Genomic DNA, 18,904 nt, shown 5'->3' with positions numbered 1-18,904 from the left:
GGAGGACCGAAGTGACCGAATCCGCTCCCGTCGACCCCACATCGACCGAAGGCTGGAAGAAGCTCGACAGCATCGCTGCCGGCTTCACCCCGGACCTGCGAGGGTGGTTCGACAGCGACCCCGGTCGTGCCGAGCAGTACACCTTCCAGGCGGCCGACCTGACCGTCGACCTCTCCAAGGGCCTGGTGACCGACGAGATCCTCGCCGCGCTGCTGCAGGTCGCGAAGGACACCGGCGTCGCCGAACGCTTCCAGGCGATGCTCGCCGGTGAGCACATCAACGTCACCGAGGACCGCGCCGTGCTGCACACCGCGCTCCGCCGCCCGAAGGCGACCGAGGGCCTCGTGCCGGCGGCGCCCCTGACCGTCGACGGTCAGGACGTCGACGCCGACGTGCACGCCACGCTCGACAAGGTCTACGGCTTCGCCGAGCAGGTCCGCAGCGGCGCCTGGACCGGCGTGACCGGCAAGCGCATCGAGACCGTCGTCAACATCGGCATCGGTGGATCGGACCTCGGCCCGGTCATGGTCTACGAGGCACTCAAGCCCTACGTCCAGCCCGGCCTCGAGGCCCGCTTCGTCTCGAACATCGACCCGGCGGACATCTACGAGAAGACCGCGGACCTGGACCCCGAGACCACGCTCTTCATCGTCGCGTCGAAGACCTTCGGCACGCTCGAGACCCTGACGAACGCGCGCCTCGCCCGCCAGTGGCTGTGGGAGGAGCTCGGCCTGACCGACGCCGCCGACGACGAGAAGAAGAACGCGGTCGCCAAGCACTTCGTCGCCGTCTCCACCGCGCTCGACAAGGTCGAGGCCTTCGGCATCGACCCCGAGAACGCCTTCGGCTTCTGGGACTGGGTGGGCGGCCGCTACTCGGTCGACTCGGCCATCGGCACGAGCGTCGTCATCGCCATCGGCAAGGAGAACTGGGAGCAGTTCCTCGCCGGCTTCCACGCCATCGACGAGCACGTCCGCACCACGCCGCTCGAGCAGAACGTCCCCGTCCTGATGGGCCTGCTCAACGTCTGGTACACGAACTTCCTCGGTGCGCAGAGCCACGCGGTCCTGCCGTACACGCAGTACCTGCACCGCTTCGCCGCGTACCTGCAGCAGCTCACCATGGAGTCGAACGGCAAGCGCGTCCGCTGGGACGGCTCGCCCGTCACCACCGAGACCGGCGAGGTCTTCTGGGGTGAGCCCGGCACGAACGGCCAGCACGCGTTCTACCAGCTCATCCACCAGGGCACCCGCCTGATCCCGGCCGACTTCATCACGGTCGCCAACCCGGCCCGTCCGCTCAAGGACGAGACCGGCGACGGCAAGGGCGTCGCGCCCGGCACCGACGTGCACACGCTCTTCCTGGCGAACTTCTTCGCGCAGACCAAGGCGCTCGCGTTCGGCAAGAGCGCCGACGAGGTCCGCGCCGAGGGCACCACGGACGAGGGCACCGTCGCGGCGCGCACGTTCCCCGGCAACAAGCCGACCACGTCGATCATCGCGCCGGAGCTCACCCCGAGCGTCCTCGGCCAGCTCATCGCCCTGTACGAGCACATCGTGTTCACCGAGGGCACGATCTGGGGCATCGACTCGTTCGACCAGTGGGGTGTGGAGCTCGGCAAGCAGCTGGCGCTGCAGGTCACGCCGGCCGTCGAGGGCGACCAGGCCGCGCTCGACGCGCAGGACCCGTCGACCAAGGCGCTCATCGCGAAGTACCTGGAGCTGCGGAAGTAACGCACGCCCCCACCTGACGGACGGGAGGCCCGTGGCGGATCCGCCACGGGCCTCCCGTCCGTCAGTGCGTGCGCTGCGGCCGCGGGGCGGACGCCGGGCCGGTTTCGCGGTCAGCGACACCTCACGCGCGCCGCGGCCCGTGAGGTGTCGCCCAGCGCGAAACGCCGTCTGCCGCCGCGCGCCGCCACCGCGCCGGACGGTCCGCCGGTGTCGGTCGGAGCGGCTACGGTCGAGGGCATGGAGCGTTCGGAGATCCTCGCCGCGGCTGCCGCCGCGCACGCCGCCCGCATCGCAGCGGCCGGTGGTGACGACGTCGCAGCGCGTGAACGGGCCGACAGCGTCCGGCGCCGGGCCGACGGGCTCACCGACCGGTACGACACGGTCGAGGGCTCGGGCACCGAGTCCGACGCACGTGACGCCGCACGCCGTCGCGCGGGAGAGGCCGACCGCGCCGCCTCGCGCACCGAGGGTGTGCTGTCGGACTGGCACCGGATGGGCACCCGTCGTGGCGTCACCCCCGACGCCCAGGTCCGCACGGCGTGGACCGTGACCGGGGTCCCCGAACGCGGCGATGCCCGAGCCCTGGCGAACGTGCTGTTGTCCACCGCGGGGCATGCCGGCCGTGTCGCCGACGCCGCCCGACGCAACCCCGCCCTGTCCGGTGCCGCGAGTGCCGCCGCCCGACGGACCGTTCGCCGCTACACCGACCACGGGGCCGACATGGCCTCGTTGGGGGACGTCCTGGGCGACGGCCCCGTCGACGACGAGCACTGAGCCCGATCCGCGGATTGGACCGCTCCCGTCCTCATCAGGCCTTCTGTGGACCGATCCAAACGACCTGACGACAGAATGTCCAATTGACAGGACATGGATTCGGGTTACGATCGGTCCACGCACTGACGCGCGATCACCGACGAAGGAGTCACCGAATGGTCGATATCAAACCGACAGCCCCGACTGTCGCACTGCCCCCGTTGGGGACCGGGCCGCACCGCCGACGACTCGGTGTGCTGGCCCTCGTCGCCACGTTCGGCGGGTTGCTCTTCGGGTACGACACCGGCGTGATCAACGGCGCCCTGAACCCGATGAAGGCGGAGCTCGGCCTGACGAACTTCACCGAGGGTGTGGTCACCAGCTCGCTGCTCTTCGGTGCCGCGATCGGCGCCATGCTCGGCGGCCGCATCGCCGACGGCTGGGGTCGCCGCAAGACGATCATCCTGCTCGCCGTCACGTTCTTCGTCGGCACGCTGATCTGCGTGTTCGCGCCGACGTTCGAGGTCATCGTCGTCGGTCGTGTGCTCCTCGGCCTCGCCGTGGGTGGCGCATCCACGGTGGTGCCGGTGTTCCTCGCCGAACTCGCACCGTACGAGATCCGCGGGTCGCTGTCCGGCCGCAACGAGCTCATGATCGTGATCGGTCAGCTCGCCGCGTTCGTGGTCAACGCGTTCATCGGCACCTTGTGGGGCGAGGGCAACGGCGTGTGGCGCGTCATGCTGGCCGTCTGCGCGCTCCCTGCGATCGCGCTGTTCGTCGGCATGCTCCGCGTGCCGGAGTCGCCGCGCTGGCTCGCGTCGAAGGGTCGCAACGACGAGGCACTCTCGGTCCTCGGGCAGATCCGCACGACGGAGCGGGCGAACGCCGAGCTCGACGACATCAAGCGCACCAACGACCTCGAGGCGAAGCTGCAGAAGGTCAGCGGCTGGCGCACCCTGCTCGGCAACAAGTGGCTCATCCGCATCGTGCTCATCGGTGCCGGCCTCGGGGTCGCGCAGCAGCTCACCGGCATCAACTCGATCATGTACTACGGCCAGACCGTGCTGATCGAGTCGGGCTTCGAGCAGTCGGCAGCGCTCATCGCCAACATCGCGCCCGGCGTCATCGCCGTGATCGGTGGCGTCATCGCCATCTACAACATGGAGAAGATCAACCGCCGCACGACCCTGATCATCGGGTTCTCGCTGACGACCGTCTGCCACTTCCTCATCGGCATCGCCTCGGTGGCGCTGCCGGACGGCAACCCGGCTCGTCCGTGGGTCATCCTGTTCCTGGTCGTCGCCTTCGTCGGCTCGATGCAGACCTTCCTGAACATCGCCGTCTGGGTCGTGTTGTCGGAGATCTTCCCGACGCAGATCCGTGCGCTCGGCATGGGCATCGCGGTGTTCTGCCTCTGGATCGCGAACGCGTTCCTCGGGCTCTACTTCCCGACGATCGTCGCCGCGACCGGCATCACCGGGACCTTCTTCGGCTTCGGGATCGTCGGGCTGCTGGCTCTGTTCTTCATCTGGAAGTTCGTGCCGGAGAGCCGCGGTCGCACCCTCGAAGAGGTCGAGGAGGGCGTCACCACCGGCAACATCTTCACCGTCCCCGTGAAGGCGTCGCGCCGCTAGTCCACACCGCGCTGCACCGAGTGAGCAGAAGACGTCGGGTCGCCCCAGGGCACCCGACGTCTTCTGCTCACCATGGGCGCGCAATCGTGTCCGGGCGACCTTGGCGCGTCCGCACCGCCCGGTTCCTACACTCGACCCGTGCATCCCCTCCTCCTGGCGACCGGGGCCGGCCTGGCTTCCGGTCTCGCCCTCGTCGTCGGCGCCGCGATCGCCTGGTTCGTCCGCGTGCCACGGACCGTGGTCGCCACCATCACCGCCTTCGGCGCCGGCGTCCTCATCTCCGCGCTCTCCTTCGACCTCGTCGCCGAGGCCACCCGGTCCGGCACCTTCTGGACGGCGATGGCCGGGTTCCTGGGCGGCGCGGTCGTCTACGTCGGCCTCGACGTGCTGCTGGAACGGCGCGGTGCGCGGAAGAAGCGCAGCGGGGCCGGGTCGCCCGGCTCCGGCACCGGGCTCGGTATCGCCCTCGGCGCGTTGCTCGACGGCATCCCGGAGACGGCGGTGCAGGGCGTCGGGCTCGCCGCGGGCGGATCGCTCTCGATCGCGGTCCTCGCGGCCGTCGTCATCTCGAACCTGCCGGAGGGACTCTCCAGCACGTCGGACATGAAGGAGAACGGCCGGGGAGCACGGTACGTGTTCTCCGTCTGGGGCGGCATCGCCCTGGCGTGCGCCCTGTCGGCGCTCGGCGGGTACGCGATCCTCGGGCAGGCACCCGCCGGCGTGCAGAGCGCCGTGACCGCGGTCGCCGCCGGAGCGATCCTGGCGATGCTCGCCGACACCATGCTGCCGGAGGCGTTCCGGAAGACCGGCCCGTGGACGGGCCTCATCGCGGTCGTCGGGTTCTTCGCCGCCTACGGCATCCACGTGGTTGGCGGCTGACGCGCGATCCAGCGTCCCGGCGGTGGACGGGTGGGCAGACGGACGGGAGGCCCGTGGCGGTGTCGCCACGGGCCTCCCGTCCGTCGTGCTCGTCGCGCTACGGGCGCAGGAGCACCTTGCCGACGCGGCCGGCGGTGTCGCTGGCGCGCACGGCGTCTCGGACCTGCTCGAAGGCGAAGGTCTCGGCGACGGGGAGCGTCAGCGAGCCGTCGAGCACGCGCGTGATGAGCTCACCGAAGAGCTGCCCCTTCGTCTCGTCGGGCATCGTCTTGCTGACGACGGAGCCCCAGAAGCCCTTCACGGTGAGCTGGCCGAAGATGACCTTGCCCGACGGGATCTCGAGCGTCGGCGACGCCATCGCGCCGAAGACGACGAGGGTGGCGTTCTCGCCCAGCACGGAGGCGATGTCGCCGGCGGCCTTGCCACCGACCGACTCGACGCCCGCGATGATCGGGGCGCCACCGGTGATCGCGGCGACCTGGTCCTGCCAGTCGTCGGCGTCGGTGGCGACGATGCGCTCGATGCCCTGCTCGCGGAGCTCGTCGACACCGGCGGCGCGACGGACGAGTCCGATCACGTTGATGCCGCGGGCGGCACCGAGCTGGGCGACCATGCGTCCGACCGCACCGTTGGCGGCGTTCTGGATGATCCAGTCGCCCTCGTCGAGGTCGAGCGAGTGCAGCAGGCTGATGGCGCTGAACGGCATCGAGACGAGCTGGGCGGCGGCCTCGTCGGTCATCGCGTCCGGCACCGGCACGAGGCCGGCGGCGTTCGCGGTGTAGTACTCGGCCCAGACGCCGAAGGCACCACCGGCGACGCGCTGCCCGACCTGCAGGTTCGTGACGCCCTCGCCGAGCGCCTCGACGACACCGAGTGCCTCGGTGCCCGAGGCCGCGGGGAGCTCCGGCTTGAAGCCGTAGGTGCCGCGGACGGTCCACAGGTCGTGGTTGTGGATGGGGGAGAGGACCGTGCGGACGAGGACCTCGCCGGCACCGGGGGTCGGGACGGGGCGCTCCTGCACCTCGAGGACCTCGGCGGGCTCGGCGAACGTCTCGTGGACGACGGCACGCATGGTGGTGGGGGTGGTGGTGCTCACGGGTCAGTCCTCCGAGACGACGATGGTGACGTCGATGTTGCCGCGGGTCGCGTTCGAGTACGGGCAGACCTGGTGGGCTGCGTCGGCGAGGGCCTGGGCCTGGTCGTGCTCCAGGCCGGGGATGACGACCTCGAGCATGACGGCGAGCTGGTAGCCACCGTTGCCGTTCGGGCCGATCGACACGCGGCCGCCGACGGACGAGTCGGTGATCTTCACCTTCTGGCTGCGGGCAACGCCCTGCAGTGCGGAGTGGAAGCATGCGGCGTACCCGGCGGCGAAGAGCTGCTCGGGGTTGGCACCGTTGCCGGAGCCACCCATCTCCTTCGGGATGGCGAGGTCGAACTCGACCGTGCCGTCGCTCGTGGCGACGTGGCCGTTGCGGCCTTCGCCGGTGGCCAGGGCCTCGGCGGTGTAGAGGGCTTCCATGGGGTTCCTTCCTTGTGGGGCGGATCGTGCAGTCGGGGTGCTGGGGTGCGTCGCGTGGTCTCGCGCTCAGCGACAGTTCACGGGCGCACGGGGGCGTGAGGTGTCGCTCAGCGCGAAACGGCGCCGGCACCGGCGGGGTCGGCCGCCGCGTGCATCGTCTCGGTCAGCCGGTGCAGCGTCGCGATGAGCTCGGCGGCGGCGCGTTCGTCGGCCAGGCCCATCCCGGCGGCGATGCGCGCGGGGATGCCGCTCAGCTCGGAGCGCAGTTCGCGGCCGCGCTCGCCCACCGTCACGGTGACCACGCGCTCGTCGGTGCTGCGGCGCTCGCGGCGGACCAGGTCGCTCTGCTCCATGCGGCGGAGCAGTGGCGAGAGGGTGCCGGAGTCGAGCTGCAGGTGTTCCCCGAGGCTCGAGACGGTCTGGTCGCCCTCGACCCACAGGGTGACGAGCACCAGGTACTGCGGGTACGTCAGGCCCCAGGGTTCGAGCATCGTGCGGTACGCCTGCGTGGTGGCGCGGGACGCCGCGTAGAGGGAGAAGCACACCATCTCGTCGGTCACGGGCATGCGTCCACCCTGCCACGCAACTGAGTTGTGTGCAACCTACATCGACGGTTCGCAGGCGAGCTCACAGCGAGCGCCGGGCAGGTGCCCCGCCTCGGCGAGTGCGGCCTGGGCGTCCCGGAACGACGAGTAGGGCACGTGCACCCCGCGGACGTCCCGGTAGTCGGTCAGGCCCGGACCGGCCCAGTACACGACCCCGTCGTCACCGACCTCGGCGATCGCCCGGCGGATCGCCCGCGCCGGGTCCGGCTCCTCGACGACCAGCGCGTCGTGCCCGCTCGCTCGCGCACCCTCGACGATGGCCGCCCGGATCGGGGCCGGGGCCTCGAACCGCGGGTGGTGGTCGGCCACGACGACGACGTCGGCGGCCTCGGCCGCCACCACTCCCATCGCCGCTCGCTTGCTCGGGTCCCGGTCGCCGTCCGCCCCGAGGACGATCCCGACCCGGCCCGGTGCGAACGCCCGCACCGCCTGCAGGCTCTTCGCGAAGGCGTCCGGGGTGTGCGCGAAGTCCACGAAGACGCGAGGGCCGGTCGCCGCCGATGCGTCCGCCATCCGCCCGGGGACGACGACGTCGAGACGGCCCTCGGTCGCGTCGAGCAGTGCTGCGACGGGCACCCCGGCGGTCGCGAGCATCGCCACCGCCAGCCCGGCGTTCGCCGCCATGTGCACGCCGAGCAGCGGGAGGTCGAGGTCGAACGTCGTGCCGTCCGGTGCGGTCAGGGTCGACCGGGTGCCGTCGGGCCGCTGCTCCCGCACCAGGACGGTCCAGTCGGCTCCGGCCGCGGGGTCGGTCGAGACCGTCGTCACCGGGACCGTCGCCCGCTCGACGACCCGTCGACCGGCGGGGGAGTCGAGTGACACCACGCCGGCCCGCGACCGAGCCGGCGTGAACAGCAGGGCCTTGGCCGCCAGGTACTCGTCCATGTCGGCGTAGTCGTCGAGGTGGTCGTGCGACAGGTTCGTGAAGCCCGCCACGTCGAACCGGACGCCGTCAGTGCGGTGGCGGGAGAGGCCCTGCGCACTCACCTCGAGGGCGGCGCCGTCGACCCCGCGTTCGGCGGCGCGTGCCAGGAACGCGTGCAGTTCGGGAGCCTCCGGTGTCGTCAGCGCACTCGGCAGCGACTCGTCGTCGACACGGCGCTCGATCGTGCTGCTGATCGCCGACCGCCACCCGAGCCGGCGCATCAGGGCGTCGAGCAGGTGCACCGTCGACGTCTTGCCGTTCGTGCCGGTCACCCCGAACAGCGGGAACGGCAGCGACTCCGTGCCGGCGAGGAGCCGTGCGACGGCGCCCAGGTGCGCACGGACGTCCGGCACGACGACGACCGGCAGCCCGCTCCGTCGCGCCGCGGCCTGCCCGTCCGGGTCCGTCAGCACCGCGGCGGCACCGGCGTCGCGCGCCACCTCGGCGTACTGCGCGCCGTGTGCGACGCGGCCGGGGAGCGCGGCGAACAGCATCCCCGGCCGGAGCTCGTCGGTGGCGAGCGCCAGGCCGGCCACCGGGACGGCACCGGGGCCGGGGCCACCAGCGGCACCACCACCGGCACCGTCGCCGGGGCCGTCGACGCCGAGTGCTCGGGCGAGCACGTCGAGTCGGACCGGGCGCGGGCGGTCCGGTCGGAAGGCGTGCGGCATCGCGGCTCCTCGTCGTGGGCGGACCCCGATGGTGCGCCGTGCTCCCGGAACGGGGTCCCAGGTCCGCCCGCAGCGCACGACGAACACGCCGACGGCCCGGACGGTTAGGCTGACGTGACCCACGATGACCAGCAGCGACCTCGACAACACCACGACCCCCGGCAACGGATCGGCGTCGTCCCACGGCAAGACGATCCTGATCGGTGAGCACGCCGTGGTCTACGGCGCACCCGCTCTCGTCCTGCCGGTGCTCGACGCACGGGTCGTGGCGACGGTCACCCCGGTCGCCGCCGACGCCGAGCAGCCCGGTCACAGCCTGCAGTCGACCGTGCACACCGGCCCCCTCGACCTCGCACCGGCCGCCGTGATGCCGACCGTCACCGCCGTCACTGCGACCCTGCGCCACTTCGGGGTCACCGACCGGCACTTCCACGTCCGGGTCGACAGCGAGGTGCCGACAGCCCGCGGCATGGGCTCGAGCGCTGCGGTCGCCGCCGCCGTGACCGCCGCCGTCGCCGATGCCCTGGGCGAGACCCTCGACGTCGAGACCCACCACGAGCTCATCCAGGAGTGCGAACGCGTCGCCCACGGCCGACCGTCCGGCCTCGACGCCCGGGGCGTCGTCGCGTCCGCGCCGGTCTGGTTCGAGGGCGGGCAGATCGAACCCGTCACGCTCGGCGCCCGGTTCACCTTCGTCGTCGCGGACACCGGCGTGCCCGGGCACACCCGACAGGCGGTGTCGGCCGTCCGCGCCCGCCACGACCAGGACCCGGCCGGGGTCGGCGCCGTGATCGACCGGATCGGCGCGCTCGCCCGACGGGCACGGGGGACACTCGAGGACGGCGATGCCCAGGCTCTGGGTGCCACCATGGACGCCGCGCACGACCTGCTCAGCACACTCGACGTGTCGAGTGAGGACCTGGACCGGCTCGTCGACGCCGCACGTGCTGCGGACGCCCTCGGCGCGAAGCTCACCGGCGGCGGGCGGGGCGGGTGCGTCCTCGCGCTCGCCGCGGACGACGACCACGCGGACCGCGTCGCGGCCGCACTCCGCGGCGCAGGGGCCGCAGCCACCTGGACCACCACGATCGGAGCCCGCGCTTGCTGACAGCCACCGCCGTCGCGCACCCCAACATCGCCCTCGTCAAGTACTGGGGGAAGGCGGACGCGCAGCTCGCGCTGCCCGCCACGGGCAGCGTCTCGATGGGGCTCGACGTGTTCCCGACGACGACCACCGTCACGGTGGACGGCGGGTCGGGTGACGGCCGGGAGGCGCGTGACGCGTTCACGCTGAACGGTCACGTCGTCGACGACGGTGCGCTGGTGCGCGTGCAGCAGTTCCTCGACCTGGTACGCGAGCTGGCGGGGTCGTCCGAGCGGGCGTCGGTGGTCTCCGAGAACACCGTCCCGACCGGTGCCGGGCTCGCATCGAGCGCGTCCGGCTTCGCCGCCCTGGCGACCGCGGCCGCCGCGGCCTACGGCCTCGACCTGTCGCCGCGCGACCTGTCCCGTCTGGCCCGTCGCGGTTCCGGCTCGGCCACGCGCTCGATCCCGGGCGGTGTCGCCGTCTGGCACGCCGGCGACGACCAGGGCTCCTTCGCCGAGCCGATCCCGGCCCCGCCGATGGCGATGGTCGTGGTCACGATCGACGCCGGCCCGAAGCCGATCGGGTCGCGCGAGGCCATGCGCCGCACCATCGCGACGTCGCCCTTCTACCCGGCCTGGGTGACCTCGACGACCGAGACCGTCGGCGACATGCTCACGGCCTGTGCCGCCGGCGACTTCACCCGCATCGGCGAGATCACCGAGAGCAACGCGCTCCGCATGCACGCGACGATCGAGGGCGCGTTCCCCCCGATCCGCTACCTCAACGCCCGCAGCGTCGCCGTGTTCGACGCCGTCGCCGAGCTGCGTGCCGGCGGCACCGAGGCCTACGCCACGGCCGACGCGGGCCCGAACGTCGTCGTGCTCACGAAGCCGCAGGACCGGTCGGCCGTCGCCGGGGCGCTCGCGTCGCTGGGGGACGTCATCGAGTCCGGCACCGGACCTGCCGCGCGGGTGCTCCGCTCCGAAGAGATCGGGAGCAATCCCGACCAGAAGGAGTCCGCGCAGTGATCGAGTTCCGTGCACACGGCAAGCTGTTCGTCGCCGGCGAGTACGCCGTCGTCGAGCCGGGCCAACCGTCCGTCCTGATCGCCCTCGACCGTGCCATCACGGCGAAGGTGCGCGAGGGCCACGGCGCGGGCAGCGTGCACTCCGAGGAGTACGGGCACCTGCCGCTCACGTGGACCCGTGCCGAGGACGGCCTGGCGCTCGACCGCGAGCACCACCCGTACGACTACGTGATGGCCACGATCGACCTGGTCGAGAAGCTCCGCGCCGAGCACGGCATCGCCCCACGGTTCCACGACCTGCGCATCGAGAGCCAGCTCGACGACGCCAGCGGCCGGAAGTTCGGCCTCGGGTCCTCGGCCGCGGTCACCGTCGCCACGGTCGGCGCCCTCGACCGCTTCTACGGCATCGGGCTGACGCAGCGCCAGCGCTTCCAGGTCGCCCTGCTCGCCACCATCCGGGTGAACCCCCGGGCCTCCGGCGGCGACCTCGCCGCGAGCACGTTCGGTGGCTGGCTGCGTTACAGCGCCCCGGACCGCGAGCGGCTCGCCGCGATGCTCGGTGACCACGCCGTGTCCGCGATCCTGACGGACGCCGACGCGTGGGACGGCTTCGACGTCCAGCGGCTGCCCGCCCCCGAGAACCTGCAGCTGCTCGTCGGCTGGACCGGCTCGCCCGCGTCCACCACGAAGCTCGTCGACGTGGTGCGTCGGCACCGCAACGGCGGGTACCAGGCGTTCCTCGACGAGAGCCGCAGCGCCGTCGACGACCTGACCACGGGCCTCCAGACCGGCGACGCCGAGCGCACGCTCGGTGCCCTCCGACGCGCCCGCGGGCTGCTGCAGCGCCTCGGTGCGTCCGTCGGGTCGCAGATCGAGACCGAGCGTCTCGCGACCCTGTGCGACGTCGTCGAGGCGGCGGGCGGGGCGGCGAAGCCGTCCGGTGCCGGCGGCGGCGACTGCGGCATCGCCGTCGTCCCGGCGGACACCGACCCCGCCGGCATCCACCGCGCCTGGGAGGCGCACGACATCAGACACCTCAGCGTCGCGGTGCGAGCACCAGAAGGAGCCCTCGATGAGTGACCTGCTCACACCGATCCCCACCAAGTGGGTCGGCCCGATCCGCATCAGCGGCAACGCCGTGCAGGGGGAGCACGAGGTCCCCCTCGCCACCTACGAGTCGCCGCTCTGGCCGTCCGTCGGCCGCGGCGCCCGCATCTCGCGCATGGTCGAGGACGGCATCGTCGCGACCGTCATCGACGAGCGCATGACCCGCTCCGTCGTGGTCCGTGCCGACAGCGCCGCAGCGGCCCACGTCGCCGCGGGGCAGATCCTCGCGCGCCAGGACGAGCTCGCCGCGATCGTGTCCGGGCAGAGCCGGTTCGCCAAGCTCATCGAGGTGCACCCGGAGATCGTCGGGGACCTGCTGTTCCTGCGATTCGCGTTCACCACCGGCGACGCCTCCGGGCACAACATGGTCACGCAGGCGGCGGACAAGCTGCTGCCGGCGATCCTGGACTGGCAGCCGGGCCTCCGGTACGTCTCGGTGTCGGGCAACTTCTGCACCGACAAGAAGGCCACCGCCGTGAACGGCATCCGTGGCCGCGGCCGCAACACCATCGCCGAGATCGTGATCCCGGGTGAGGTCGTCGAGAAGCGCCTGCGGTCGAGCACCGCGCGCATCGTCGAGCTGAACATCGCGAAGAACCTGATCGGCTCGACGATCGCCGGGGCCATCCGCTCGGCGAACGCGCACTACGCGAACATGCTGCTCGGCTTCTACCTGGCCACCGGGCAGGACGCCGCCAACATCGTCGAGGGCTCGCAGGGCATCACGAGCGCCGAGGACCGCGACGGCGACCTGTACTTCGCGACCTCGCTGCCGCACCTGATCGTCGGCACGGTCGGCAACGGCAAGGGCGGGGACCTGCCCGTCGTCGAGGACGCCCTGGTGCGCCTCGGCTGCCGCCAGGACCGCGAGCCGGGCGGGAACGCCCGCCGACTCGCCGCCCTGTGCGCCGCGACCGTCCTGTGCGGGGAGCTCTCGCTCCTCGCCGCACAGACCAACCCGGGTGAGCTGATGGCCGCCCACGTCGCCATGGAACGCCGCGGCGCGAAGCCCGCAGGGGGTGCGGCATGAGCGGCGTCGGCATCCACGACATCGCGATCGCGACCGGGCACCACGTGCTCGAGCTCGACGACCTGGCCGAGCGGCTCGGTGTCGACCCGGCGAAGTACCACGTCGGCATCGGGCAGGACGCCTTCAGCGTGCCCGCGCCAGACGAGGACATCGTCACGATGGGCGCCGCCGCCGCCAAGGAGCTCATCGACCGGCACGGCGTCGAGGGCATCCGCACGGTGCTGTTCGCCACCGAGTCCGGCGTCGACCAGTCGAAGGCCGCCGGCGTGTACGTGCACGGCCTGCTCGGGCTGCCGAAGGCCGTCCGCGTGGTCGAGCTGAAGCAGGCCTGCTACGGCGGGATGGCCGCGGTGCAGCTCGCACTCGGCATCGTCGCTCGCGCCCCGCACGAGCGGGTGCTCGTCATCGCCGCCGACGTCGCCCGGTACGACGTCGACACCCCGGCCGAGCCGACCCAGGGTGCCGGTGCCGCAGCGATCCTGGTGTCCGCCGACCCCGACCTGATCGAGATCGAGCCGGCGGCGGGCGTCTACACGGCGGACGTCGACGACTTCTGGCGCCCGAACGACCGCTCCACCGCACTGGTCGACGGTCGACTCTCGGTGAGCGCGTACGTCAACGCCTTCGTCGGTGCCTGGGACGACCTGGCGGAACAGGGCGGCCCGGCGTACGACGACATCGCCCGGTTCGTGCACCACCAGCCCTTCACCAAGATGGCGATCAAGGCGCACCGCAAGCTCACGCAGCACGTCGGCGCACCGTTCGACGAGGCCGACCTGGCGATCGGGTTCACCTACAACCGGCAGACCGGCAACACCTACACGGCGTCGCTCTGGATCGGGCTCGCAGCGCTGCTCGACCTGGACGACGACCTGGCGGGGGAGCGGCTCGGCCTGTTCAGCTACGGCTCGGGCAGCGTCGGTGAGCTCATCACCGGCATCGTCCGGCCCGACTACCGCGAGCACCGTCGTGCGGGTCGCGTGCGGTCGCTGCTCGAGGCACGGGTCCCGCTGACGGTCGACGCCTACCGCGCGCTGCACGCAGCGGGTGCCGCCACCAGCGAGGACGTCGAACGTCCGCGCGTCACGACCGCGCCGTTCCGCTTCGCGGGCGTGCGCGGCGGCGCGCGCCACTACGAGGCGTCCTAGACCGGTACGAGGCGTCCTGGACCGGACACCGGGGCGGACGGGAGGCCCGTGGCGGCGCCGCCACGGGCCTCCCGTCCGCCCCCTGGTCACGCTGCGGACAGGACCTCGCGTTCCAGCCGCTGGTAGCTGGCCTCCATGCCCTCCGTCATGCCGGTCGCGAGGATCGCGTCCCGCTGCTCCCGGTCCGGGTAGGTGACGAGCAGGGTCATGAGCGTGACGCCGTCGTCCTCGTCGAACTGCAGGTCGTTCGTGTTCGGTGGGAAGGGCGCCCCGGTCATTCGTTCGGTCGACACCATCCGGCGCTCCGGTTCCACGACGAGGTTCTCGCCCTCGAACCCGAAGGGCTCGCCCTCGGTGTCACCCGTCGGCGCCCAGGCCTGCCGGAACGTGCCGCCCGGGGTCAGGTCGTTCTCGTACACCGTCATCTCCCACCCGTCGGGGCCGAGCAGCCACCGGCGCACCAGGTCGGGCTCGGTGTGCGCCCGCCAGAGCAGGTGCCGCGGTGCCGCGAACGCCCGCGTGATCCGGACGTGGGCGTCGTCCAGGACCTCGGTCTCGGTGCCCGCTCCGAGCGCCCACTCGCGCAGGTCGGCGAGCACCCGGTCGAGCTGGCCGAACGCCTGCTGGTAGCCCTCGAGCATGCCCATCTCGAGCATCGCGTCGAGGTCGGCGGTCGAGGCGAACGAGGACACCACGGTGACCCGCGAGCCATCGTCGGCCGGCCCGAACGACAACACGGTCTCGCTGGTGGGCAGCGACTCGTCGACCGTGCCCTCCGGGTCGGTGAACAGGTCGCGGAAGACGATGCGGCGGGGCTCGTCGACCTCGGTGACCTGCCAGACGGCGTGGAACCGCTCGCCCTGCGGAGACGTCATCCGGTAGTCGGCCCGGCCGCCGGGGCGCAGGTCGAACGTCGTGAACGTCGCGGGGAACCCGGGCGGTCCCCAGAACCGCTCCAGCTGGCGTGGGTCGGCGAAGGCGGCCCAGAGGCGTTCGACGGGGACGGGGAACTCGGCGACGAGGGTCATCGAGAGGGTGTCGGGATCGGTGTGGACGGACGTGGTGGGCATCATCGCTCCTGGTGTCGTCGGGTGTCGTCTGGTGCTGGGTGTCCGGACGGGTCGCCGTCGAGCAGGTCGCCCAGGCGGTCCATCCGGGTGTGCCAGAGGCGGCCGTAGGTGTCGAGGAGGGCACGGACACGGTCGAGCTGCTCCGGCTCGGCGCGCACGATGCGGGTGCGGCCGCGGGCCTCCTTGCTCACGAGTCCGGCTCCTTCGAGGACGGCGACGTGCTTCTGGACGGCGGCGAACGACATCGAGTAGGCGTCCGCGAGCTCGCTCACGGACGACGACCCGACGAGCGTGCGCCGGACGATGTCACGACGGGTCGCGTCGGCCAGTGCGTGGAACACCCGGTCGACCTCGGCGTCGGACAGTTCGATTCGTACAACCATTTGGTTGTAGGTTACGTCCGGCCGGTCTCGTCCACAAGGGGGACCTGCCGGTAGTCTTGCCGCGGAGATCGGAGGGGCGATGGCGGAGCAGCTGGGTGCGTCCGGTGCCGTCCGTGCCCTCGTCGCCACCCTGCCCCGTGCGCCGCAGCTGTCCGACGTGGTGAGCGGCGTCGGTCGGATGGTCGGCAAGCCCACGCGCGTCGTCGACGTCGACGGGCCGAGCTGGGGTCCGCTCACCGCGCTCGTGTCGCAGTCCGAGCACGAGAACCTGGTGCTCGTGCCGGCCGACGCGCCGCCGCTCTACCGCATGCACTGCGTGCTGCACGAGCTCGGGCACCTGGTGCACGGCGACGTCGGCACGCCGACCCCGTTGTCCGTCGCCGAGTTCGCCGCCGGGGGCCACGTCTGCCGTCGCGCGCTCGACGCCGACTCCGGGCTCGTGAGCATCTCCGACGACGACGAGCACTTCGCCGAACGGTTCGCCTACGAGCTCGCGACGGTGCTGCTCGCCGGGGCCACCGGGGCGGACGAGCGGGCCTACGGCTGATGGCCGTCCTGCACGCCGCGGCCTTCTGGTTCGCGGCGCTGATCTTCCTCGCCCGCACGCCGTACGTGCTGCGGAACCCCCGTGGTCGGGCTGCCTGGGGTGCCACCGGTGTCGGGGCGCTCGGGCTCCTGACCCTCGGCAGCGTCGTGCCGCAGCCGGCGCTCGACGGGGCCCTGGGCGGCTCGAACCTCATCAACCTGGTGCAGAACGTCTGCGCGACCGTCGCGTTCTGGCTGATGCTGCGCGCGAGCACGGACGACCTGCCGGAGCGCCCGGTGCTCGCCAGGCCGATGGCGCTGCTCGTCGTGGTCGTGGCGTTCACGGTGCCGTTCCTGCTGGTCGAGGAGCGCGGCGGGACCGACTTCCACTTCATCGTGCGCGAGATCGAGCAGACCCCGATGTGGCTCTACGCGACCGTGTACATGGTGGGCGTGGGACTGATCGCCGCGACGACACTGCGCCGCGGCGTGCTGCAGAACCCGGTGGCACTCGTGGTGTTCCGCGTCGGGCTCGCCCTGGTCGTCGTGGCGAGCGTCGACGAGGTCGCCTCGCTCACCGCCGACCACTTCGGACTCTTCCCGGCCGGGGTGCGGGACGGCCTGCGCCTGGCCTTCGACCCGCCGTTCTACCTCGGCATCGTGCTCATCGTCGTGGCGATGGCCTCGCTGACGTTCCGGCGGTGGGGCCGTGACCTGCGCCACCGCGGGCACCACCGACGCCTGCGCCGGATCGCCCGTCGGCACGCGGTGCGGGCGGTCGAGCGGCCGGGGGACCCGCAGGCCCGGACCTACGACCTGGTCATCGCGATCCGCGACGCCGAGGTGCAGGGACGGACCCTCGACGACGCCGAACTCGCGCAGGTGCGGTCGGCCGAACGGACCCTGACCCGGAGCCTCGGAGGATGACGACGTGACGATCGTGTGGTGGGTGCTCGGAGCGCTCGTGGTGTTGGCGGCGGTCGCCCTGGTCGTCCTGCGGAAGGTCGTCGGCAGGATCGTGCTGCCGGGTGGCGATCGGTGGACGCCCGTGATCGAGTCCGACGCGGACTCCGTGCGGCTGCCGATCACCGACGACACCGTGCGGCCGGGGGAGTACGGGCTGTGGCACGACGGCCCGGGGCACACCACCGTCGGGCCGGTGCTCGAGGTCGACGAAGCCGCCGGGTTCGTGCGCCGGGCGGTGGTGCGGACGACCGGCGCGGTGTCGTCGCGCGTGCGGTGGAGCGGACACGTGCACCCGGACCCGGCGGCGATGGACGTCGACTGGTCCGAGGTGTCGCTGCCGACGCCGGTGGGGCCGGCACCCGCGTGGGTGGTGCGGCCGGGGCCCGGCGGCGCTGGGCGCCCCGACCCCGCGTCCGCCCGCACCTGGGCCGTCCACGTCCACGGGATCCGGACGACCCGGGTCACCGCGCTCCGGACCGTCCCCGCGGCGCTCGAGCTCGGCTGGACCTCGATCGTCCCGTCGTTCCGCGGCGACGGCGAGGCCCCGTGGGAAGGCCGGGCCTCGCACCTCGGTGCCCGCGAGTGGGCGGACGTCGAAGTGGCGCTCGACCACGCCGTCGCGAACGGCGCCGAACGGCTCGTCATCGTGGGGTGGTCGATGGGCGCGACGATCACGCACGAGCTCCTCGCCCGCTCGGCGCACCGCGACCGCCTGGCCGGGATCGTGCTCGTCGCCCCGGCGCTGGACTGGGCCGTCACCGTCCGGTCCCAGGCCCGTCGCGCGGGGCTGCCGGGCTTCGTGGTGACTGCTGCCCTCGGGGCGATGGCGACCCCGGTCCTCTGCCGGATGGTGGGGCTGCGGTCGCCGGTCGACGTGCGCGCGCTGTCCTGGTTGCGCGCACCCCGGCCGCTGCCACCGACCCTGCTCATCCACTCCACCGGCGACACCACGGTGCCGTTCTCGGCCAGTCAGGAGTTCGCCGACGCCCACCCCGGCACGGTGACACTGGCGGTCAGCGAGCCGGCCGAACACGCCTGGGAGCGCAACGTCGACGCCGTCTGGTTCGACCGCACCATCACGAACTGGGCGTCCGGTCTCGCGCACACCGGAACACAGGAGTAGAAGGAGCCATGGGGCAGCTCATCTACGACGGCCGACCGCTCGACCTGCGGATCGACGACCGCGCGCTCACGCACCTGCAGATCGTCATCGTCAACATGCTCCGGCGCGACCACCGTTTCGCGTTCTCGTGGAAGGACGACGTCGTCCACGGCAACGGTCGCAGCACGATCTGGCTGAACCCCAACGTGAGCCTGCACTTCAAGTTCACCGGCAGCCGGGTGCCGTCGATCAACCGCAGCTGGCTCGAGGACCTCTACGCCTCGGCCACCTCGGGGTCAGGGCTCGTGCTGACGCCGGAACCGCCGGACACCAGCACGGCGGCCGACTCGGCATGGTCGCGAGCGGTGGCGCCCGGCGACGCCGATGACGCATCCGGGACACCGAGCGGTAGCACAACGCGCTGATCCGGGTCAACGGGTTCCCCTCGGTCCGTCCGGATCGTACGGTTTCTGTACCGCGGGCCCCTGTCGTCCCCCAGCACCGGCCTTCTAGGGCGTCGGTGCAGGCAGGAACCGCGGGAGGAGGGGAACCCGAATGGCCGTGGCGCAGCACGCGTCCGGCGCCGACCAACCATCGGTGGCCGTCAGACGTGCACGACGGGAGTCCCGGATCAGGGGACTCCGCGTCCGGGAAGCCGGGTCACGCACCCGACCCGTCGCGTCACGCTGCTGGGCTCGCCGGTCCGCCCCCATCGACCGGCGCTCCTCCGAGACCGC

19 protein-coding genes are annotated in these 18,904 nt (G+C 72.2%); 13 read left to right on the top strand and 6 right to left on the bottom strand.

From position 1 onward, the window contains the following. The first annotated feature begins 11 nt into the window (after window positions 1-11). From pgi to DEJ20_RS14925, 4 genes are all read left to right on the top strand, one after another. Entirely contained in the window at window positions 12-1,733 is a 1,722-nt protein-coding gene (pgi, locus tag DEJ20_RS14940; protein WP_111236034.1) for a glucose-6-phosphate isomerase, read from the top strand. Window positions 1,734-1,970: 237 nt separating this feature from the next. Further along, window positions 1,971-2,507: a hypothetical protein gene (locus tag DEJ20_RS14935; protein ID WP_111236035.1), complete on the top strand. Its 537-nt coding sequence runs from the start codon at window positions 1,971-1,973 to the stop codon at window positions 2,505-2,507. Between the two features lie 155 nt (window positions 2,508-2,662). Then, window positions 2,663-4,120: a sugar porter family MFS transporter gene (locus DEJ20_RS14930; RefSeq protein ID WP_111236036.1), complete on the top strand. Its 1,458-nt coding sequence runs from the start codon at window positions 2,663-2,665 to the stop codon at window positions 4,118-4,120. A gap of 138 nt (window positions 4,121-4,258) precedes the next feature. Next, complete coding sequence (locus DEJ20_RS14925) at window positions 4,259-4,999, top strand: ZIP family metal transporter (protein ID WP_111058054.1); 741 nt, start codon at window positions 4,259-4,261, stop codon at window positions 4,997-4,999. 97 nt (window positions 5,000-5,096) lie between these two features. Here DEJ20_RS14925 and DEJ20_RS14920 read toward each other — a convergent pair whose 3' ends face one another. From DEJ20_RS14920 to DEJ20_RS14905, 4 genes are all read right to left on the bottom strand, one after another. Next, on the bottom strand, window positions 5,097-6,071 hold the full coding sequence (locus DEJ20_RS14920) for a zinc-binding dehydrogenase (RefSeq protein WP_111236050.1): 975 nt from the start codon (window positions 6,069-6,071) through the stop codon (window positions 5,097-5,099). Between the two features lie 27 nt (window positions 6,072-6,098). Next, window positions 6,099-6,521 (bottom strand): organic hydroperoxide resistance protein, encoded by a 423-nt coding sequence (locus tag DEJ20_RS14915; protein WP_027466009.1) that lies wholly within the window; start codon window positions 6,519-6,521, stop codon window positions 6,099-6,101. A 107-nt stretch (window positions 6,522-6,628) separates the two neighbouring features. Then, a complete protein-coding gene (locus tag DEJ20_RS14910) occupies window positions 6,629-7,087 on the bottom strand; it encodes a MarR family winged helix-turn-helix transcriptional regulator (RefSeq protein WP_181431602.1) in 459 nt (152 codons plus the stop codon). A gap of 36 nt (window positions 7,088-7,123) precedes the next feature. Next, on the bottom strand, window positions 7,124-8,722 hold the full coding sequence (locus tag DEJ20_RS14905; protein ID WP_111236037.1) for a Mur ligase family protein: 1,599 nt from the start codon (window positions 8,720-8,722) through the stop codon (window positions 7,124-7,126). 124 nt (window positions 8,723-8,846) lie between these two features. Between DEJ20_RS14905 and mvk the strand changes: the two genes are divergently transcribed. From mvk to DEJ20_RS14880, 5 genes are read left to right on the top strand one after another with little or no spacing between them, the layout of a single operon-like run. Continuing rightward, window positions 8,847-9,830: a mevalonate kinase gene (mvk, locus tag DEJ20_RS14900; RefSeq protein ID WP_111236038.1), complete on the top strand. Its 984-nt coding sequence runs from the start codon at window positions 8,847-8,849 to the stop codon at window positions 9,828-9,830. Beyond that, window positions 9,824-10,837 (top strand): diphosphomevalonate decarboxylase, encoded by a 1,014-nt coding sequence (gene mvaD / locus DEJ20_RS14895; RefSeq protein ID WP_111236039.1) that lies wholly within the window; start codon window positions 9,824-9,826, stop codon window positions 10,835-10,837. The genes mvk and mvaD overlap by 7 nt, the downstream gene beginning before the upstream one ends. Continuing rightward, window positions 10,834-11,916 carry a phosphomevalonate kinase gene (locus tag DEJ20_RS14890; RefSeq protein WP_111236040.1) on the top strand — a complete coding sequence of 361 codons (1,083 nt, stop codon included), beginning with the start codon at window positions 10,834-10,836 and terminating at the stop codon, window positions 11,914-11,916. Before mvaD ends, DEJ20_RS14890 begins: the two co-directional genes overlap by 4 nt. Then, a complete protein-coding gene (locus DEJ20_RS14885) occupies window positions 11,909-12,973 on the top strand; it encodes a hydroxymethylglutaryl-coenzyme A reductase family protein (RefSeq protein WP_111236041.1) in 1,065 nt (354 codons plus the stop codon). The genes DEJ20_RS14890 and DEJ20_RS14885 overlap by 8 nt, the downstream gene beginning before the upstream one ends. Further along, window positions 12,970-14,121 carry a hydroxymethylglutaryl-CoA synthase gene (locus tag DEJ20_RS14880; RefSeq protein WP_111236042.1) on the top strand — a complete coding sequence of 384 codons (1,152 nt, stop codon included), beginning with the start codon at window positions 12,970-12,972 and terminating at the stop codon, window positions 14,119-14,121. Before DEJ20_RS14885 ends, DEJ20_RS14880 begins: the two co-directional genes overlap by 4 nt. An 86-nt stretch (window positions 14,122-14,207) precedes the next feature. Here DEJ20_RS14880 and DEJ20_RS14875 read toward each other — a convergent pair whose 3' ends face one another. Together DEJ20_RS14875 and DEJ20_RS14870 are read right to left on the bottom strand one after the other, a co-directional pair. Next, window positions 14,208-15,191, bottom strand: coding sequence for an SRPBCC family protein (locus DEJ20_RS14875; protein WP_284183343.1), 984 nt, complete (start codon window positions 15,189-15,191; stop codon window positions 14,208-14,210). Beyond that, window positions 15,191-15,574, bottom strand: a complete 384-nt coding sequence (locus DEJ20_RS14870) for an ArsR/SmtB family transcription factor (protein ID WP_111236825.1) — start codon at window positions 15,572-15,574, stop codon at window positions 15,191-15,193. The genes DEJ20_RS14875 and DEJ20_RS14870 overlap by 1 nt, the downstream gene beginning before the upstream one ends. 79 nt (window positions 15,575-15,653) lie before the next feature. Between DEJ20_RS14870 and DEJ20_RS14865 the strand changes: the two genes are divergently transcribed. The 4 genes from DEJ20_RS14865 to DEJ20_RS14850 are packed head-to-tail and all read left to right on the top strand — an operon-like array spanning window position 15,654 to window position 18,592. Continuing rightward, window positions 15,654-16,121 carry a hypothetical protein gene (locus DEJ20_RS14865; protein WP_111236826.1) on the top strand — a complete coding sequence of 156 codons (468 nt, stop codon included), beginning with the start codon at window positions 15,654-15,656 and terminating at the stop codon, window positions 16,119-16,121. Then, window positions 16,121-17,026 carry a hypothetical protein gene (locus tag DEJ20_RS14860; protein WP_111236827.1) on the top strand — a complete coding sequence of 302 codons (906 nt, stop codon included), beginning with the start codon at window positions 16,121-16,123 and terminating at the stop codon, window positions 17,024-17,026. The genes DEJ20_RS14865 and DEJ20_RS14860 overlap by 1 nt, the downstream gene beginning before the upstream one ends. 4 nt (window positions 17,027-17,030) lie before the next feature. Continuing rightward, window positions 17,031-18,188 carry an alpha/beta hydrolase family protein gene (locus DEJ20_RS14855; RefSeq protein ID WP_111236828.1) on the top strand — a complete coding sequence of 386 codons (1,158 nt, stop codon included), beginning with the start codon at window positions 17,031-17,033 and terminating at the stop codon, window positions 18,186-18,188. Between the two features lie 8 nt (window positions 18,189-18,196). After that, window positions 18,197-18,592 (top strand): DUF7882 family protein, encoded by a 396-nt coding sequence (locus DEJ20_RS14850; RefSeq protein ID WP_111236829.1) that lies wholly within the window; start codon window positions 18,197-18,199, stop codon window positions 18,590-18,592. The last annotated feature ends 312 nt before the right edge of the window (window positions 18,593-18,904 follow it).

Origin of the sequence: Curtobacterium sp. MCSS17_005 (assembly GCF_003234225.2) — a bacterium.
Taxonomy (GTDB): domain Bacteria; phylum Actinomycetota; class Actinomycetes; order Actinomycetales; family Microbacteriaceae; genus Curtobacterium; species Curtobacterium flaccumfaciens.
This window is presented reverse-complemented; position numbering and strand designations above follow the sequence as displayed.

Excerpts from the sequence above, each read along its gene's own strand:
- DEJ20_RS14885 (WP_111236041.1), top strand. The coding sequence starts at position 11,909 with ATGAGTGACCTGCTCACACCGATCCCCACCAAGTGGGTCGGCCCGATC.
- DEJ20_RS14935 (WP_111236035.1), top strand. The coding sequence starts at position 1,971 with ATGGAGCGTTCGGAGATCCTCGCCGCGGCTGCCGCCGCGCACGCCGCC.
- mvk (WP_111236038.1), top strand. The coding sequence starts at position 8,847 with ATGACCAGCAGCGACCTCGACAACACCACGACCCCCGGCAACGGATCG.
- DEJ20_RS14860 (WP_111236827.1), top strand. The coding sequence starts at position 16,121 with ATGGCCGTCCTGCACGCCGCGGCCTTCTGGTTCGCGGCGCTGATCTTC.
- DEJ20_RS14920 (WP_111236050.1), bottom strand. The coding sequence starts at position 6,071 with ATGCGTGCCGTCGTCCACGAGACGTTCGCCGAGCCCGCCGAGGTCCTC.
- DEJ20_RS14880 (WP_111236042.1), top strand. The coding sequence starts at position 12,970 with ATGAGCGGCGTCGGCATCCACGACATCGCGATCGCGACCGGGCACCAC.
- DEJ20_RS14930 (WP_111236036.1), top strand. The coding sequence starts at position 2,663 with ATGGTCGATATCAAACCGACAGCCCCGACTGTCGCACTGCCCCCGTTG.
- DEJ20_RS14865 (WP_111236826.1), top strand. The coding sequence starts at position 15,654 with ATGGCGGAGCAGCTGGGTGCGTCCGGTGCCGTCCGTGCCCTCGTCGCC.
- DEJ20_RS14850 (WP_111236829.1), top strand. The coding sequence starts at position 18,197 with ATGGGGCAGCTCATCTACGACGGCCGACCGCTCGACCTGCGGATCGAC.
- DEJ20_RS14875 (WP_284183343.1), bottom strand. The coding sequence starts at position 15,191 with ATGCCCACCACGTCCGTCCACACCGATCCCGACACCCTCTCGATGACC.
- DEJ20_RS14905 (WP_111236037.1), bottom strand. The coding sequence starts at position 8,722 with ATGCCGCACGCCTTCCGACCGGACCGCCCGCGCCCGGTCCGACTCGAC.
- DEJ20_RS14915 (WP_027466009.1), bottom strand. The coding sequence starts at position 6,521 with ATGGAAGCCCTCTACACCGCCGAGGCCCTGGCCACCGGCGAAGGCCGC.
- DEJ20_RS14870 (WP_111236825.1), bottom strand. The coding sequence starts at position 15,574 with ATGGTTGTACGAATCGAACTGTCCGACGCCGAGGTCGACCGGGTGTTC.
- DEJ20_RS14910 (WP_181431602.1), bottom strand. The coding sequence starts at position 7,087 with ATGCCCGTGACCGACGAGATGGTGTGCTTCTCCCTCTACGCGGCGTCC.